The sequence below is a fragment of the Amycolatopsis keratiniphila subsp. keratiniphila genome, from assembly GCF_001620365.2.
Taxonomy (GTDB): Bacteria; Actinomycetota; Actinomycetes; order Mycobacteriales; family Pseudonocardiaceae; genus Amycolatopsis; species Amycolatopsis keratiniphila.
In genome coordinates this window covers 170,382-184,872 of sequence record NZ_LQMT02000007.1, presented here as the reverse complement: position 1 = coordinate 184,872, position 14,491 = coordinate 170,382, and the positions used below count along the sequence as shown (strand labels likewise).

At 67.9% G+C, this 14,491-nt stretch carries 16 protein-coding genes; 6 read left to right on the top strand and 10 right to left on the bottom strand.

The genetic code is table 11. The features are described from left to right. The first annotated feature begins 15 nt into the window (after positions 1-15). Together ku and AVR91_RS05205 are read left to right on the top strand one after the other, a co-directional pair. Entirely contained in the window at positions 16-870 is an 855-nt protein-coding gene (ku, locus tag AVR91_RS05210; RefSeq protein ID WP_063270898.1) for a non-homologous end joining protein Ku, read from the top strand. Positions 871-1,003: 133 nt separating this feature from the next. Next, positions 1,004-1,216, top strand: coding sequence for a hypothetical protein (locus tag AVR91_RS05205; RefSeq protein WP_016334727.1), 213 nt, complete (start codon positions 1,004-1,006; stop codon positions 1,214-1,216). Between the two features lie 157 nt (positions 1,217-1,373). On the opposite strand, the gene AVR91_RS05200 is transcribed toward AVR91_RS05205, so the two are convergent. The 6 genes from AVR91_RS05200 to AVR91_RS05180 all read right to left on the bottom strand — a co-directional run bounded on the left by AVR91_RS05200 (position 1,374) and on the right by AVR91_RS05180 (position 5,950). Continuing rightward, the gene (locus AVR91_RS05200; RefSeq protein WP_016334726.1) at positions 1,374-1,595 is read right to left on the bottom strand and encodes a DUF2795 domain-containing protein; all 222 of its coding nucleotides are present in this window, start codon (positions 1,593-1,595) and stop codon (positions 1,374-1,376) included. A gap of 149 nt (positions 1,596-1,744) precedes the next feature. Next, the gene (locus AVR91_RS43300) at positions 1,745-1,900 is read right to left on the bottom strand and encodes a DUF6131 family protein (RefSeq protein ID WP_007034891.1); all 156 of its coding nucleotides are present in this window, start codon (positions 1,898-1,900) and stop codon (positions 1,745-1,747) included. A 519-nt stretch (positions 1,901-2,419) separates the two neighbouring features. Then, positions 2,420-3,895, bottom strand: a complete 1,476-nt coding sequence (gene ahcY, locus AVR91_RS05195; RefSeq protein ID WP_063276509.1) for an adenosylhomocysteinase — start codon at positions 3,893-3,895, stop codon at positions 2,420-2,422. A 251-nt stretch (positions 3,896-4,146) separates the two neighbouring features. Further along, positions 4,147-5,187 carry a DNA polymerase IV gene (locus AVR91_RS05190; protein WP_063276508.1) on the bottom strand — a complete coding sequence of 347 codons (1,041 nt, stop codon included), beginning with the start codon at positions 5,185-5,187 and terminating at the stop codon, positions 4,147-4,149. 9 nt (positions 5,188-5,196) lie between these two features. Further along, positions 5,197-5,622, bottom strand: coding sequence for a YciI family protein (locus AVR91_RS05185; RefSeq protein ID WP_063276507.1), 426 nt, complete (start codon positions 5,620-5,622; stop codon positions 5,197-5,199). 61 nt (positions 5,623-5,683) lie between these two features. Next, positions 5,684-5,950 (bottom strand): DUF3040 domain-containing protein, encoded by a 267-nt coding sequence (locus AVR91_RS05180; RefSeq protein WP_063276506.1) that lies wholly within the window; start codon positions 5,948-5,950, stop codon positions 5,684-5,686. Between the two features lie 254 nt (positions 5,951-6,204). Between AVR91_RS05180 and AVR91_RS05175 the strand changes: the two genes are divergently transcribed. After that, a complete protein-coding gene (locus tag AVR91_RS05175) occupies positions 6,205-7,263 on the top strand; it encodes a cobalamin-independent methionine synthase II family protein (protein ID WP_063276505.1) in 1,059 nt (352 codons plus the stop codon). A gap of 22 nt (positions 7,264-7,285) precedes the next feature. Here the strand turns inward: AVR91_RS05175 and AVR91_RS05170 are convergent, their stop codons facing one another. Next, the gene (locus AVR91_RS05170) at positions 7,286-7,912 is read right to left on the bottom strand and encodes a LysE family translocator (protein ID WP_063276504.1); all 627 of its coding nucleotides are present in this window, start codon (positions 7,910-7,912) and stop codon (positions 7,286-7,288) included. Next, entirely contained in the window at positions 7,909-8,475 is a 567-nt protein-coding gene (locus tag AVR91_RS05165; protein ID WP_063276503.1) for a GNAT family N-acetyltransferase, read from the bottom strand. Before AVR91_RS05165 ends, AVR91_RS05170 begins: the two co-directional genes overlap by 4 nt. A gap of 51 nt (positions 8,476-8,526) precedes the next feature. Between AVR91_RS05165 and AVR91_RS05160 the strand changes: the two genes are divergently transcribed. Continuing rightward, a complete protein-coding gene (locus AVR91_RS05160) occupies positions 8,527-9,300 on the top strand; it encodes an alpha/beta fold hydrolase (RefSeq protein WP_063276502.1) in 774 nt (257 codons plus the stop codon). Between the two features lie 546 nt (positions 9,301-9,846). On the opposite strand, the gene AVR91_RS05155 is transcribed toward AVR91_RS05160, so the two are convergent. Together AVR91_RS05155 and AVR91_RS05150 are read right to left on the bottom strand one after the other, a co-directional pair. Continuing rightward, complete coding sequence (locus tag AVR91_RS05155) at positions 9,847-10,662, bottom strand: MerR family transcriptional regulator (RefSeq protein ID WP_063270851.1); 816 nt, start codon at positions 10,660-10,662, stop codon at positions 9,847-9,849. A gap of 43 nt (positions 10,663-10,705) precedes the next feature. Then, entirely contained in the window at positions 10,706-11,860 is a 1,155-nt protein-coding gene (locus AVR91_RS05150) for an epoxide hydrolase family protein (RefSeq protein ID WP_063270850.1), read from the bottom strand. A gap of 109 nt (positions 11,861-11,969) precedes the next feature. On the opposite strand from AVR91_RS05150, the gene AVR91_RS05145 reads away from it, so the two are divergent. Both AVR91_RS05145 and fdhD read left to right on the top strand, forming a co-directional pair. Further along, positions 11,970-13,301: an OFA family MFS transporter gene (locus AVR91_RS05145; RefSeq protein ID WP_063270849.1), complete on the top strand. Its 1,332-nt coding sequence runs from the start codon at positions 11,970-11,972 to the stop codon at positions 13,299-13,301. Further along, the gene (gene fdhD / locus AVR91_RS05140; RefSeq protein WP_076857262.1) at positions 13,301-14,128 is read left to right on the top strand and encodes a formate dehydrogenase accessory sulfurtransferase FdhD; all 828 of its coding nucleotides are present in this window, start codon (positions 13,301-13,303) and stop codon (positions 14,126-14,128) included. The genes AVR91_RS05145 and fdhD overlap by 1 nt, the downstream gene beginning before the upstream one ends. Positions 14,129-14,491 lie beyond the last annotated feature (363 nt).

Below are 14,491 nucleotides of genomic sequence, written 5' to 3'. Positions count from 1 at the left end.
CGGAGGTGCGGCTCGATGCGTTCGATGTGGAAGGGCTCGGTGTCCTTCGGGCTGGTGAGCATCCCGATCCAGCTCTACGCGGCCACCGAGAACAAGAACGTCTCGCTGCGCCAGGTGCACGAGGCCGACGGCGGCCGTATCCAGTACAAGCGGTTCTGCACGATCGACGGCGAGGAAGTGCCCTACGCCGAGATCGCCAAGGGATACGAGCTGCCCGACGGCGAGATGGTCGTGCTCACCGACGAGGACATGTCCGAACTGCCGCTGGCGTCGTCGCGGGCGATCGACGTGCTCGAATTCGTGCCGCTGGAGTCCATCGACCCGATCCAGTTCGACAAGACCTACTACCTCGAGCCACAGAAGAACGCCGTCAAACCGTACGTGGTCCTGCGTGACGCGCTGCAGAAGGCGAGCCACGTGGCGGTCGCGAAGGTCGCCATCCGGCAGCGGGAGACGCTCGCGATCCTGCGGGTGCACAGCGACGTCCTGACGATGACGACGATGCTGTGGCCCGACGAGGTCCGCGTCCCGGATTTCGGTTTCCTGCACGACGATCCGCCGCAGGTGCGGCCGCAGGAACTGACGATGGCGGGCTCGCTGATCGACTCGTTGTCGGAGCCGGTGTTCGAACAGGACAAGTACACCGATTCCTACCGTGAGGCGCTGGAGGCCATGATCGAGGCCAAGGCCGCGGGGAACGAGACGACGAAGCCGAAGGTCGTCGGCGCGAAGGCCGACGTCGTCGACCTCATGGAGGCCTTGCAAGCCAGCGTGAGCGAAGCGAAGAAGAGCCGGAAGCCGTCGACGGCCAAGAAGGCCACCGCGGCGAAGAAACCCGCGTCCGGCAAGCGAACCCCGAAGAGCGCCTGACTCTCCAATGTGGACGGTTGTGCCCGGTGTCACTCCGCCGGGTGCCGCGACACGCCGCGCGTATGCCAGGATCTGTCGTCCCTCGGTGGTAGTAAGGCAATCGAGGAGAACTTTCCTGATCGCGGGAGGCGGTATGAGCATGGAGTGCGCGTTCTGCGCCGTCGGACTCGACCACTGCCACGGCACCCTGGTGGTCCACCTCGACGGTGGTTTCACGGAATGCAGCGAAGACGGCTGCGTGGACTTCGACTTCGCCCGGCACACGCTGACGATCGACTGCTTCGACGTCGACGGCGGCTGCTCGTGCGCGGAGGTTTCGGCTCAGGTGCTGCTGCGGGCTTCTTGACCGGCGGCCAATACACCAATCCGGCCCGATTCGGGTGATCGCGACCGATTGCCACTCGAAGGTGTAGGCGTTCGTGTACATCGCGGCCGGGAATGTGTTAACTATGACGGGGTCCTCCGGCTCTCCCTCCCCCTCGGAGCCGGGGGACCCCTTCATGTCACGGTGCTTCCTTCGCGGTGTCGTGGATCGGAGCCCCGTTGTAGGAGCGTATGGCCTCCCAAACACCGTCCCCGTCCGCGTAATCACGCGCGGGCAGGGTGCCCAAGGGGCCGAGGACGTCGTCGCCCGCCCCGGCCGCCGCGGCGGCTCGCAGGAGTTCGTCGCGTCCACACGGGTACTTCGCGTCCGTCAAGTACGGGCGAGGGTCCGTCCCTGGCATCGGCTCTCCCTCCTTCTTTGTTGTCCGGGGCGGATACCCGGCGGACGGAGAACGGAAACGGCCCGGGCACCCGGCGTGAGGGGAACGCCGGGTGCCCGGGCTGTTTCGGCGCCGGTACCGGGGGCTCGGTACCGGTTACGGTCCGGTGCTCAGTACCAGTGGGCGCGACCGCCGATGGCCTTCCCGGTGTTCCCGAGAACGGCCAGGATGATGCCGATGACCGCCAGCGCGATCCCGATCGAGTACAGGACGGGGATGCTGGCGATGACACCGACGACAATCAGGATGACGCCGAGAATGATCACGGGAACACCTTCTCCTTCGTAGTCGCCCGGCCCGTGTGCTGCCGGGGTGTGGCTACGCAAGGGATTCCCGCCTCGATTTCGTGAGAAACAGGTCCATCCGGCCGAAGTTCTCACGCATTCGGCCTAACGGCTTCAAGCGTCGACGTACGCCGGCGCGTCAGGCCTTCACAGACTTGCGGGTTCGTCACAAACGCCTTGTGAGCATCAGCAGTCACAGTGGCGGCGAGTGAAGGCCCCCTTCACTGCGTCTAGCGCAATGAAGGGGGCCTTCGTGTACTGCGACAAGCAAGGGCAAGAGCGCTGGTTCCGCGGCTGCCGGGCGCGACGATGGAGGATTTGGGACGTTCAACGTCCCAAATCCTCCATCGTCGCCAGGGATGCCCGGTCTTGGATCCTGATCAACGGAAGGTTCGGGACACTCAACGTCCCCGATCCCCCGTCGACCGCCAATCACACCAGTCGGCAGGTAAATACGAGGAGGGTTAGAACCGCCCTCGCCACTCACGAGGCGTGAAGAGCTCAGTACCGGTAGTGGTCCAGCTTGTACGGCCCCTCGACGTCCACGCCGATGTACTCGGCCTGGCGCTTGGTCAGCTTGGTCAGCCGGACACCGAGCGCGTCCAGGTGCAGGCGGGCCACCTTTTCGTCGAGGTGCTTCGGCAGCACGTGGACGTCGGTGGCGTACTCGCCGGGCTTCGTGAACAGCTCGATCTGCGCGATCGTCTGGTTGGTGAACGAGTTCGACATCACGAAGCTCGGGTGGCCGGTCGCGTTACCGAGGTTCATCAGCCTGCCCTCGGAGAGCACGATGATCGAGTGCGCCTCGCGGTCCGCCGTCGCCGGGAAGATCCACTCGTGCACCTGCGGCTTGACCTCGATCTTCTGGATGCCCGGGATCTTCGCGAGGCCCGCCATGTCGATCTCGTTGTCGAAGTGGCCGACGTTCGCGACGATCGCGTTGTGCTTCATCTTGGCCATCTGGTCGGCCATGATGATGTCGAAGTTGCCGGTGGTGGTGATGAAGATGTCGCCGCGCTCGACGACGTCGTCGAGTTCCACGACGTCGAGGCCCTCCATCGCCGCCTGCAGCGCGCAGATCGGGTCGATCTCGGTGACGACCACGCGGGCGCCCTGGCCGCGCAGCGATTCCACCGCGCCCTTGCCGACGTCGCCGTAGCCGCAGACGACCGCGACCTTGCCCGCGATCATCACGTCGGTGCCGCGGTTGAGGCCGTCGATGAGCGAGTGGCGGATGCCGTACTTGTTGTCGAACTTCGACTTCGTGACCGAGTCGTTCACGTTCATCGCGGGGAAGAGCAGCTCGCCTTCCTTGGCGAGCTTGTAGAGCCGCTTGACGCCGTTGGTGGTCTCCTCGGTGACACCGCGGACCTCCTTGGCGATACGGGTGAACCGGCCGGTGTCGCGGCCGAGGCTCTCGCGCAGGGTTTCCAGCACGAGGCCGTACTCCTCGCCGTCCTCCTCGGTCGCCTGCGGGACGGCGCCGGCCGCCTCGAACTCGACGCCCTTGTGGATCAGCAGGGTCGCGTCGCCGCCGTCGTCCAGGACCATGTTCGGGACTCGGCCGTCACCGAAGTCGAAGAGCTGGTCGGTGCACCACCAGTATTCGGCGAGCGTCTCGCCCTTCCACGCGAACACCGAGGAACCCGCGGGGTTCTCGACGGTGCCGTTCGGGCCGACGACGACGGCCGCGGCGGCCTCGTCCTGCGTGGAGAAGATGTTGCAGGACACCCAGCGCACCTCGGCGCCCAGCGCGACGAGCGTCTCGATCAGCACGGCGGTCTGGACGGTCATGTGCAGCGAACCCGCGACCCGGGCGCCCTTCAGCGGCTGCGAGTCGGCGTATTCGCGGCGCAGCGCCATCAAACCGGGCATCTCGACCTCGGCGAGGCGAAGCTGCTTGCGGCCGGCCTCGGCGAGGGAAAGGTCGGCGACGGCGAATTCGATCCCGTTGACCTTGGACAGGGTGGGGCTCACTGGTTCTCCATTCATCAAGGAAGGCAGGGCGGAGCGGTCCTTCTCGCCGATGGCGGGAAGGACGGTGTCAGTGCGGGGGTTCAGCGCACGGCCTCGACGACGAAGGCCGGAAAAGGGTTCTGACGCAAGAAAGGCACCTCCACAGTGGGAGGCGCCCTTACGTCTGTCGCGGCGGGCCGAGCGTGGCGGAAGAAATTCCGTCGCAGCGCCTCTCGACCCGGAACCAGAATGGCAAAACGCCGCGAGCGCTGTCAAGGCGACGCGGGCGTGCCGAATTCCGCGCGGACCCCGAGCAGCCGGACCGGTCTGCCGAGGTCGAACATGCCGAGCACGGCCAGTGCGGCCTTCTCGATTTCGGCGGCGTCGGAGGTCGGTGCGGGCAGGGTCACGCTGTGCGTATGGGTCTGGAACGGGGCGAACCGGACCTTGACCGCGACCCGGGCGGCGGGCCTGCCTTCGTCGGCGACGTCCTGCGAGACCCGTCTCGCGAGCGCGACGACCTCGGTGGCCATGACCTCGGGATCGGTGAGGTTCTGCTGGAAAGTCGTCTCGCGGCTGCGGGACCGTGCGACGTAGGGCGTCGCGGTGACCTCGGCGTCGCCGAGCCCGCCGGCGAGGATCCGGTACCACGGGCCGAGCTTCGGGCCGAACCGCGCCGCGAGGTCCGCCGGATCGGCGCCCGCCAGTTCCAGCACGGTGTGGTAGCCGGCTTCGGCGAGCTTCTTCGTGGTCTTGCCGCCGATGCCCCAGAGCGCGTCCGTCGGCTTCTCGGCCATGACCTCCCACCAGTTGTCCTGGACCAGACGGAAGATCCCCGCCGGTTTGGCGAACCCGGTGGCGAGTTTGGCGCGCAGCTTGTTGTCCCCGATGCCGACCGAGCAGGAGAGCCCGGTCTCTTCGGCCACTGCCCGCCGGATGTCGGCGGCGAGCGCTTCGGGATCGGCGGTGCCGACACCGAGGAACGCTTCGTCCCAGCCGAGCACTTCGACGACGACGGGGAATTCCCGCAGCGTCACCATCACCCGATCGGAGACTTCTTGGTACGCGGGTGCGTCCGTGGCGAGGAAGATCGCGTCAGGACAGCGTTTCGCGGCGGTTCGCAACGGCATCCCGGACCGGATGCCGAACTCCCGCGCCTCATACGACGCCGTCGCCACGACGGCCCGTTCGGACGGGTCGCCCGTGCCGCCGACGACCACGGGTTTGCCACGCAGCTCAGGCCGCCGGGAGACCTCGACCGCGGCGATGAACTGGTCGAGGTCGACGTGGAGCACCCACTCCCGGACGGCCATGAGCCGAGCTTAGGACCGTTCCGCGATCTCGTCGCGCATCCGCTGCTCGTTCTCCTGCAGTTCGGGCGTGAAGTTCTCACCGAAATCCTCGGCTTCGAGGATCTTGCGGATCTCCAGCACGGTGTCGCCGGTCGGGGGAGTGGGACAGCGCTTCGCCCATTCGATCGCTTCGGCGCGCGACGCGACATCGACGATCCAGAAGCCGCCGACGAGTTCCTTGGCCTCGGCGAACGGGCCGTCGGTGACGGTGGCCCCGGCCGCGCCGAGCGTGACGCGCGCGCCCTTCGAGCTTTCCTGCAGCCCTTCGCCGCCCACCAGCACCCCGGCGTCGAGCATCTCCTGGTTGAACTTCGCCATGGCGGTCAAGGCCTCCATCGGCGGCATCTTCCCGGCTTCGGAATCCTCGTCCGCCTTGATGATGATCATGAACCGCATACGTCTTCCTCCCAGTGAACCGGACGTTTCGCCCGGACTCTACCGGCGGCGGGGAAGACGGTCAGTCGCGCCCGAACCGGGACAGATGCGCGATCACCGCCGCGGTCACGGTGATCATCCCGGTCAGCAGCAGGGCCGGGCTGTTCAGGATCAAGCCCAACAGCATCAAGAGGCCCGCGGTGATGTCGAGGCTCAGGAGGACGGCCAGCCGGAGGAGCGGGGGCCGGGCGGGTGTCCCGGCGCGGAGCCGGGCTGCCAGCGCCGGTTCGGTGAGCTCGAACCAGCGCTCGATCTTCTCCAGCTCTTGCCGATCGTGATGGCTCAGCATCGGTTTCTCCTTCGGCGCGCCCCGGCCGTCGACAACCTCGGAATACCCAGGAGCAGGGCTCGATAAGCATCGAATTTCGCTCACCTTCGTATAACGACCTATACGTACCGGCCGAAGAAGATCCATTTCGATCGAACGGTTGCGCCATTGGGGGTTTCAGCACACGAAAAGATCGTCAAAGAGGGGAGATCTCGGTAGCTTTCTGCGCCTGCGGCCAGGGCGGCCGCGGTCGGCCATCTGGGAGGACCCGAACGATGACCATGCCCACCGAACCGATCGGCAGCATTCCCCGGCCCGGCTACCTCATCGAGGCGCTCGGTGAGCACGCGGCCGGGCGGCTCGACGCAGACGGGCTCGGCGAGTTGCGCGAAAAAGCTCTCGTGGACACCATCAAACGCCTGGAGGAGACCGGTTCCCCGGTCATCACCGACGGGGAGCAGGGCAAGCCGAGCTTCGCCACGTATCCGTTGGCGGGCCTCACTTCGCTGGCGCCGGACGGCGTCGTGATCCCGTTCGCCGACGGGCACACCCGGCAGCTTCCGAGGCTCACCGCCGGACCGTTCCGCTATCAGGCCTACGCCGACACGTATCTGCGTGAGGCGAAGAAGTACGCGACCAAACCGGTGAAGCAGGCGGTGATCGCGGCCTCGGCGGTCAGTCTCGTCTATCCCGGTGAGGAATTGGCCGGATATGACAAAGAACAGTTCATCGCCGACCTGGTGAACGAGGCCGAGGCCGATATCCGCCGCAGTCTCGACGCGGGCGCGGACAGCGTTCAGATCGACTTCACCGAGGGCAGGCTGTCGCTGAAGCTCGATCCGTCCGGTGGCCTGCTCCGGTCCTTTGTGGACTTGAACAACGCGGTACTGGATCGCTTCTCCGAGGAGGAACGGAAGAAGATCGGGGTGCACACCTGTCCCGGCGGGGATCAGGACTCCGTGCACAGCCTCGATGTCGATTACGCCGGATTACTGCCGACGCTGTTTCAGCTGAAGGTCGGCAACGTCTACATCCAGCTCGCCAGCGAGGCGGATCCCGAGCGGGCGTTGCGCGTGATCGCCGAGCACGCGCGGCCGGACCAGCGGGTCTTCGTCGGCGTGACCGACCCGATCGACCCGCGGGTCGAAACCGCCGAGGAGGTCCGGGACCGGGTTCTCCTGGCGGCGCGGTATCTCCCGCCGGACCGGCTGGGTACCTGTGACGACTGCGGATTCTCCCCGTTCGCCGACGACACCTCGACGTTGCGGGACATCGCGTTCGCCAAGATCGCCGCCCGCGTCGAGGGCACACGTCTCGCCGCCGAAGCACTCTGACGCCGTGTGATGGGTACCTTCGTCAGTTCTGGACCGCGACCCGGATGCCGAGTCCGACCAGGAAGGTGCCCATCACCGCGTCCAACATGCGGCGGACGCGGCCGGAGCCGAAGAACCTCCGCAGCGAACCGACCAGCGTCGAGAGGACGAACGTCCAGACGACGGCCACCGCGGTGGCCAGGACGGCGAGCTGCAGGGTCTGTGCGGTCGAGGCCGAATGCGGGAGGAACTGGGGGATGAGCGCGAGGAAGAACATCGCGACCTTCGGGTTGAGCAGGTTGGTGAACAGTCCCTGCCGGAACGCCTCCTTGGGCGCGACGACCGGGGCGACCTTGTCCTTGAGTTCGCTGTAGTCGCCGCGGCGCACCGCCAGCCACGCCTTGACACCGAGGAAGATCAGGTACCCGGCGCCGATCAGCTTCACCACGGTGAACGCGATCGCCGACGCGGTGAGGATCGCCGCGACCCCGAGCGCGATGGCGACCACCCAGACGAAGACGCCGAGCGCGATGCCGAGGCCGGCGGAGATCCCGGCCTTGCGCCCGCCGAGGATCGCGCTGCGGGTCACCACCAGGAAGTCCGGGCCCGGTGCCATCGCGCCGAGCAGGCAGATCAGGACGAACGAGAGTGCGGTGGCCCCGGAGATCATGCTTCGATGCTATCCGGCTCGTCGATGTCCCTGGTCATGACGGCGCCCGGCACTTCCACGCCGTCGGGCGTCGTCACCGTCACCCGTTCGACTTCGGTGAAGCCGAACGAGAGGTACAGCGGGACACCGGGCAGGGTCGCCGTCAGGGTGAGCGAGCTGAAACCTTCGGCCTTCGCCGCGAGACGGCAGGACTCGAGGATCGCGCGCCCGAGCCCGCGCCGGGTCCAGTCGGCGCGGACGAACATGGCGCGCACCCGGGCCGGTTCGGTGGCCGGATCGAGGGGACGGTCGTCGTCCGCCGCGTCGCCCGCGCCGGCGTGCGTTCTGTTACGCCTGCTCCAGCCTCCGCAGGCGACGATCTCGCCGTCGGCCTCGTGGACGAAGTAGGTGCCGTCTTCGATCAGCCGCAGATCGAGGCTCGCGATGTGTTCGGCCGCGCTCGAGGTCTGCCGCTCGTCGTAGAACCGGGGGAACAACTCCAGCACCGAGGCCCGCATCAGCGCCGCGATGGCGGGCGCGTCGGCGAGGGTGGCCGTCCGCTGCGGCGGCGTGTAGGTCGTCATGCCGCGGAAGATAGCCAACGAAGGCGTCGTCGCCTATCGGATAATCCCGTGATGATCACCGACGACGGACGTGAGCTGTGGACCTCGGCGACCGGCCGAGGCGAACCGATCCTGTGCTGCCACGGCGGTCCCGGCCTGTGGGACATGTTCGGCACGCTCGACCTCGGTCCGCGATTCCGGTTGATCCGGTGGGATCAGCGCGGCGCCGGTCGTTCGGAAGCGCGAGGCCCGTACACGCTCGAACGGATGGTCGCCGACGTCGAAGCCGTCCGGGAATGGCATGGCGTGGACCGGGTCCCGGTGCTCGGGCATTCGTGGGGCGCGCATCTCGCTCTGCTGTACGCGCTCGCGCATCCGGAACGAGTGAGCGCGCTCGTTTACGTGTCGGGGGTCGGCCTCGGCCACGAGTGGCACGCGGAGTTCGACCGGAACTTCGAGCGGGCGCTGGGTGAGGAGCTTCGCGGGGAGGGACGCGAACGCGCGGTGCGGCAATGGACCGCCGATTTCGTGACCGACGGCGAGCGCCACGCGGAGGCGATGGCGACGCCTTGGTTCCCGGTCAACTACGAGGCGAACGCGGCCTTGAGCGAGGAGATGCGGACGGTGCCGGAGGCGGAGCTCGTCTCGGCCTGCCGGTCGCTGCGGGTGCCGACGCTGATCGTGGACGGGATGGCGGACAACCGGCCACGATGGGCCGTCGACTCGCTGGAGCGGGCCTTGCCCTCGGTGACCCGGGTGCGGTTGGACGGGGTCGGGCACGTGCCCTGGCTGGAGGCGCCCGCCGAGTTCCGGGCCGCCGTGACCGATTTCCTCGCCGGTTCGTGAGTGGCAAGGACGGTTCTCTTGAGGGGTAAGTCAAATGTGGTGTAGGGGGTCACCGCGCTTTTTCGCGACACGGGCGCCGGCGGCGAGGTGGTCGGCGCGAATGAGTGACCGGGGTGAAGGCTCCCTTCACTGCGTTAGACGCGGCGAAGGGAGCTTGCACCCCACCACCGACCCGTCCGCGACCACGACACCTTTGCCTTACCGCTCAATAACCGAGGGTGTCTTGGCTGCCTACTGTCTTCCGGCTGTGTCGGCCCCACGCCACGGTTCGTGAGTGTTCGAGAGGTGTGTCGCGAAAGCCACTTTCGGGACATCAGACGTCTCGAAAGTGGCTTTCGCGACACGATCGCCAGGCGGTATGGGCCCGGCCACGGCCGACGTTGCGAAAGCCACTTTCGCAACGGTGAAGGTTGCGAAAGTGGCTTTCGCAACGCCGGTCAAGGCCGGCATCCAGCGGTCGTGCGTGGACGACACGGGTGATCAGATGGACGACTCCTGGCCAGACCGTCCTTGCCACTCACGAGGCGCGGGCAGTCCACGACCTGCTCAGGCCTTGGTGATCGGCTGCTGCAGCTCGGTGACCCACTTGTCCCCGTCGTCCGGGCACTCCAGATAGAACTCCCGCGCCGGGCCGTTCGCGCGGTAGCCGTGCGTGTCGACCCACTTCGCCAGCGCCTGGTAGCTGGACAGCACGGTCTCCATCGAGCCGCGGTGCAGGATCGTCGCCGCGGTCTCGACTTCGGCGAGGCGGACGGTCGAGAATCCTTCGGTGCCGTCGGTTTCGGCCGAGATCGGGACGGCGGCGTGGATCAGCACCCGCTCGCCGTCGGCGTCGTCCTCGTAGTAGGCGACGAGCGGTCCGGACGGCGTGATCGGGCCGAGCGCGCCGAACAGATCCTTGTAGAGCCCTTGCACGATGGGCCCGATCTCGTCGTTCACGTATCCGCCCGCTGTCGCGGTGAGCTCGGCGACGCGCACCGCGGGGAGGCTTTTGACGACGACGTCTTCGGAAGGCATGGTTCCCTCGCTTTCGATCGACCGGAGCCTCGCCTCGACGGCTTTGAGCCGTGCCTCGTCGGCCGCGATGGCCGCTTCGAGGTCGGCACGCCGCAGCCGCAGCATCCCGCGCAACTCGTCCACGCCGATCTCCGCGTCGAGGATCTCCTGCACCTGGGTGAGCGTGAATCCGAGGTCCTTGAGCGCGATCACCCGGTTGAGCCGGGCCAGCTGGTCGCCGGTGTAGGACCGGTAGCCGCTGAACGGATCGACGTGGGCGGGCCGCAGCAGCCCGATGGCGTCGTAGTGACGCAGCATCCGGACCGACACCCGGCCGTGCTTGGCGAAGTCTCCGATACTGAACATGGTCCTCCCACCAGACAGCCTGACACGGTGTCACAGTCAACGGTCACCGCACGAGCCGGAAGAACGAGCGCACCTCCTCGGTGAAGACGGCCGGCTGTTCGAAGGCCCCGAAGTGGCCGCCCCGGTCCAGCTCGTTCCAGTACCGGATGTCGGTGAAACGGCGTTCGGCCCACCGGCGCGACGGGCGCGGGATCTCGCGCGGGAAGACCGAACAGCCCGTCGGCACGGTGATCGTGTCCACAGTGGATTCGGAGAACCAGCCCGACACCTCGGCGAAACTCTCCCAGTACAGGCGGGCGGACGAGGCGCCGGTGCCGGTCAGCCAGTAGAGCGTGATGTCGTCGAGCATCGCGTCCCGGGTCAGCGCGTTCTCCGGATGGCCGTCGCAATCGGTCCACGCCTGGAACTTCTCGACGATCCACGCGCACAGGGCGACCGGCGAGTCGGCCAGGGCGTAGCCGATCGTCTGCGGCTTCGTCGCCTGCTGGATCGCGTAACCCGAGCCGTCCGCCTTGGCGCCTTCGAGGTCGTCGAGCGATTTACGTTCCGATTCGGTCAGCTCGCCGAACGTCGCCGGATCCGGCGCGGCCAGCGGCGGGGTGAGGTGGATTCCCGCCAGCCGCTCCGGCGCCTTCCGTCCCATGAGCGTGGTGATGCTGGTGCCCCAATCGCCGCCCTGGGCACCGAAGCGCTCGTAGCCCAGGCCGTCCATGAGCTGGATCCACGCGTCGGCGATGCGCTGGATCGACCAGCCGACGCGGGTGGGTTTGTCGCTGAAGCCGTACCCGGGCAGGGACGGGACGACGACGTGGAAGGCGTCCGCCGCGTCCCCGCCGTGGGCGACCGGATCGGTGAGCGGGCCGAGCACGTCGAGGAACTCGAAGATCGAACCCGGCCAGCCATGGGTGAGGATCAGCGGCAGCGCGCCGGGATGCGGGGAGCGGACGTGCAGATGGTGGATGCCGAGCCCGTCGATCGTGGTTCGGAACTGGGGGAACGCGTTGAGCCGGGACTCCGCTGCCCGCCAGTCGTACGTGTCGGCCCAGTACGAACACAGTTCGCGCAGGTACGCGGCGGGAACGCCCTGCGACCAGTCTTCGACGGTCTCGTCCTCGGGCCAGCGGGCGCGACGGAGCCGGCCACGGAGGTCTTCGAGATCGGCCTCCGGGATCCGGGCTCGGAACGGGGTGGTGTCCATGACGGCCGACGCTAACGAGGGGGTCCGACAATTCGTGGACTTCCGGCGGGCCGAGTGCTATAACCAGACTACATACTGTATACAATCTGCCGTGAGCGGGGTGGGACCCATGCCCGATCCTCGAATTCTGCGAGACCACTACGGCCGCCGGTATCGCGTCGGCGAAAGCGATGTGGAATTGCTCGGCAAGCCGCGGTCATGGATGTCGTGGCTGAGCTGGGCCGCGATGTTCGCCGCCGGGATCCAGCAGTACGGCTTCGGTGTCGTCGCGCCGGTCTTGATGGCCACCTACGGATGGACGTTCCCCGAAGTGGTCGTCTCCTTCGCGCTCTGGACGGTGTGCCAGGCGTGCGTGGTGTACCCGGTCGCCAGGCTGCGCGAGCGCGGGATGTTCCCGCCCGCGGTGGCGGTGATCATCGGCGGGGTGCTCTGCTCCACCGGCATGTTCACCCTGGGGCACGCGAGCAATCTGCTCACGATGTTCATCGGCTACTCGGTGCTCGGCGGGATCGGGACGGGCGTCGTCTACGCGACCTGTGTCGGCACGGTGATGAACTGGTTCCCTGACCGAATCCCGGCCCGGGTCGGCGCCGTCAGCGGGGCTTTCGCCTACGGGAGCGTGGTTTTCGTGCTGGCCGGGGGTTTCTGGCTGACGGCGGGCACTCGGCGGCCGCTGCTGGACGTCGTCGCGGTGGCCGTGCTGATGATGATCGCGAGCACCGCGGTACTGCTGCGCGATCCGCCGCCCCGGTGGTGGCCGGAACACCCGGACCCGCGGGTGTGGGCGGCCGACAAGGTGCGCAACCGCGGCGTCGCGGTCAACCGGCCCGCCCTGCGGGAGTACCGGCCGTCGGAGGTGCTCCGATGCCCGACCGCGGTGGCGATGTACCTCATCGTCGTGCTGGCCGCCGCCGTCCTGCTCTTCGACGTCGCCTACCTCGCGACCTTCGTCGCCGCGCAAGGTGGTGGGCCGGTGCTCGCCGCCGTCGCGCTCGCGGTACTCGCCGGGGTGACCGGCGCCGGGCGGGTCCTGCTCGGCGGACTCTCCGACCGGCTCGGCCGTCGCCGGATCCTGCGCCTGGCACTGGCCACGGGCGGGATCGCCCAGTTCGTCCTGCTCTACGCGGGCCACAACGCGGCGGGACTCGTCGCCGGTGCCGCGCTGGCGGGGCTCGGCAACGGGAGCTGCTACTCGCTGCTGGTGTCCCTCGTCCGCGACTACTTCGGCGAGGAGTCCGCGCTGCAGAACTTCGGGGTGCTGTATTCCGCCAAAGCCGTCGGGGCACTGCTCGGAGTCGGCCTCGCCGCGTTCGTCGTGTCCACCCACGGCTATCTCGGCGCGTTCGCCGTCGCGGGAGTGCTGAGCGTTCTCGGCGCGCTGCTCGGCGGGCGGCTTTCCCAGCCGGGACGGCCGAAATCGCTGCTGCCGGCGATCCGCTGATGGGCCGGGTGACGAGCAGGCGGCGGGTACTCCGTGTCGTGGAGGGAGTGCCCGGTGCCCGCCCGGACACGCTGACCGTCGAAGAACCGCTGGAGATCCGCGTCGGCGGCAAACCCCTGACGATCACGATGCGCACGCCCGGTCACGACTTCGATCTCGCGGCCGGATTCCTGGTGGGCGAAGGGGTTTCACGGTCGAGCGACGACATCCGGTCGATCCGGTACTGCGCGGGCGCGACGGCCGACGGGGCCAACACCTACAACGTGCTGGACGTCCTCCTCACCGAAGGGGTCGCGCCACCTGACGCCTCGCTGGAGCGCAACTTCTACACCACGTCGTCGTGCGGGCTCTGCGGCAAGGCGAGCCTTGACGCCGTGCGGACCACCGCGACGTGGCCGGTGGACGGCGACGGTCTGGTGATCTCACCGTCCACAGTGGCCGAATTGCCGGATCGGCTCCGTACCGCGCAACTGGTCTTCGACCGCACCGGCGGGCTTCACGCGGCGGGTCTGTTCAGTGCGACCGGGGAGCTGCTGTGCCTGCGGGAGGACGTCGGCAGGCACAACGCCGTCGACAAGGTGGTCGGCTGGGCGGCGCGCCAGGGGAGGCTGCCGCTGTCCGGGACGGTGCTGATGGTCAGCGGACGGGCGTCGTTCGAGCTGGTGCAAAAGGCGGTGATGGCCGGGATCCCGTTGCTGGCGGCGGTTTCCGCGCCGTCGTCGCTGGCGGTGGACCTCGCCGCGGAGATGGGCCTGACGCTCGTGGGGTTCCTGCGGGGCACGTCGATGAACGTCTACAGCCGGCCGGACCGCCTCGGCTTGTCCTGACCTTTCAGCTGACGTTGCGAAAGTGGCTTTCGCAACACGCCACATTTAGCAGCAGGACCGGTGACGTCCGGAGGCGCGCGATGCACTGCCGGACGTCCTGGGCGGAGTCGATGAACGTCTCCGCCGCCCACGGTGGCCGGATCCCCGTGCTCGCCTCGATCTGCCGGGCGAAATCGGTGTCGGTGAACGTCCTCGGTCACCGCGCCGCCCGCGTTCCGGATGACGTGTGCCTCGCCTTCACGGAGCCCGAGCAGCCGGTACACGCTGATCCGCGCGTCCATACACGCCACGACGGCGATCCGCCGCCGTGGCCGCCTCGTCGCCTCGCCGACGGTCTCCTTGTAGGCGCGCGCGTTCGCCAGC

Coding starts and splice junctions, on each gene's coding strand:
- ku (WP_063270898.1), top strand. CDS start 16: ATGCGTTCGATGTGGAAGGGCTCGGTGTCCTTCGGGCTGGTGAGCATC.
- AVR91_RS05205 (WP_016334727.1), top strand. CDS start 1,004: ATGAGCATGGAGTGCGCGTTCTGCGCCGTCGGACTCGACCACTGCCAC.
- AVR91_RS05200 (WP_016334726.1), bottom strand. CDS start 1,595: ATGCCAGGGACGGACCCTCGCCCGTACTTGACGGACGCGAAGTACCCG.
- AVR91_RS05190 (WP_063276508.1), bottom strand. CDS start 5,187: ATGGCCGTCCGGGAGTGGGTGCTCCACGTCGACCTCGACCAGTTCATC.
- AVR91_RS05185 (WP_063276507.1), bottom strand. CDS start 5,622: ATGCGGTTCATGATCATCATCAAGGCGGACGAGGATTCCGAAGCCGGG.
- AVR91_RS05180 (WP_063276506.1), bottom strand. CDS start 5,950: ATGCTGAGCCATCACGATCGGCAAGAGCTGGAGAAGATCGAGCGCTGG.
- AVR91_RS05175 (WP_063276505.1), top strand. CDS start 6,205: ATGACCATGCCCACCGAACCGATCGGCAGCATTCCCCGGCCCGGCTAC.
- AVR91_RS05170 (WP_063276504.1), bottom strand. CDS start 7,912: ATGATCTCCGGGGCCACCGCACTCTCGTTCGTCCTGATCTGCCTGCTC.
- AVR91_RS05165 (WP_063276503.1), bottom strand. CDS start 8,475: ATGACGACCTACACGCCGCCGCAGCGGACGGCCACCCTCGCCGACGCG.
- AVR91_RS05160 (WP_063276502.1), top strand. CDS start 8,527: ATGATCACCGACGACGGACGTGAGCTGTGGACCTCGGCGACCGGCCGA.
- AVR91_RS05155 (WP_063270851.1), bottom strand. CDS start 10,662: ATGTTCAGTATCGGAGACTTCGCCAAGCACGGCCGGGTGTCGGTCCGG.
- AVR91_RS05150 (WP_063270850.1), bottom strand. CDS start 11,860: ATGGACACCACCCCGTTCCGAGCCCGGATCCCGGAGGCCGATCTCGAA.
- AVR91_RS05145 (WP_063270849.1), top strand. CDS start 11,970: ATGCCCGATCCTCGAATTCTGCGAGACCACTACGGCCGCCGGTATCGC.
- fdhD (WP_076857262.1), top strand. CDS start 13,301: ATGGGCCGGGTGACGAGCAGGCGGCGGGTACTCCGTGTCGTGGAGGGA.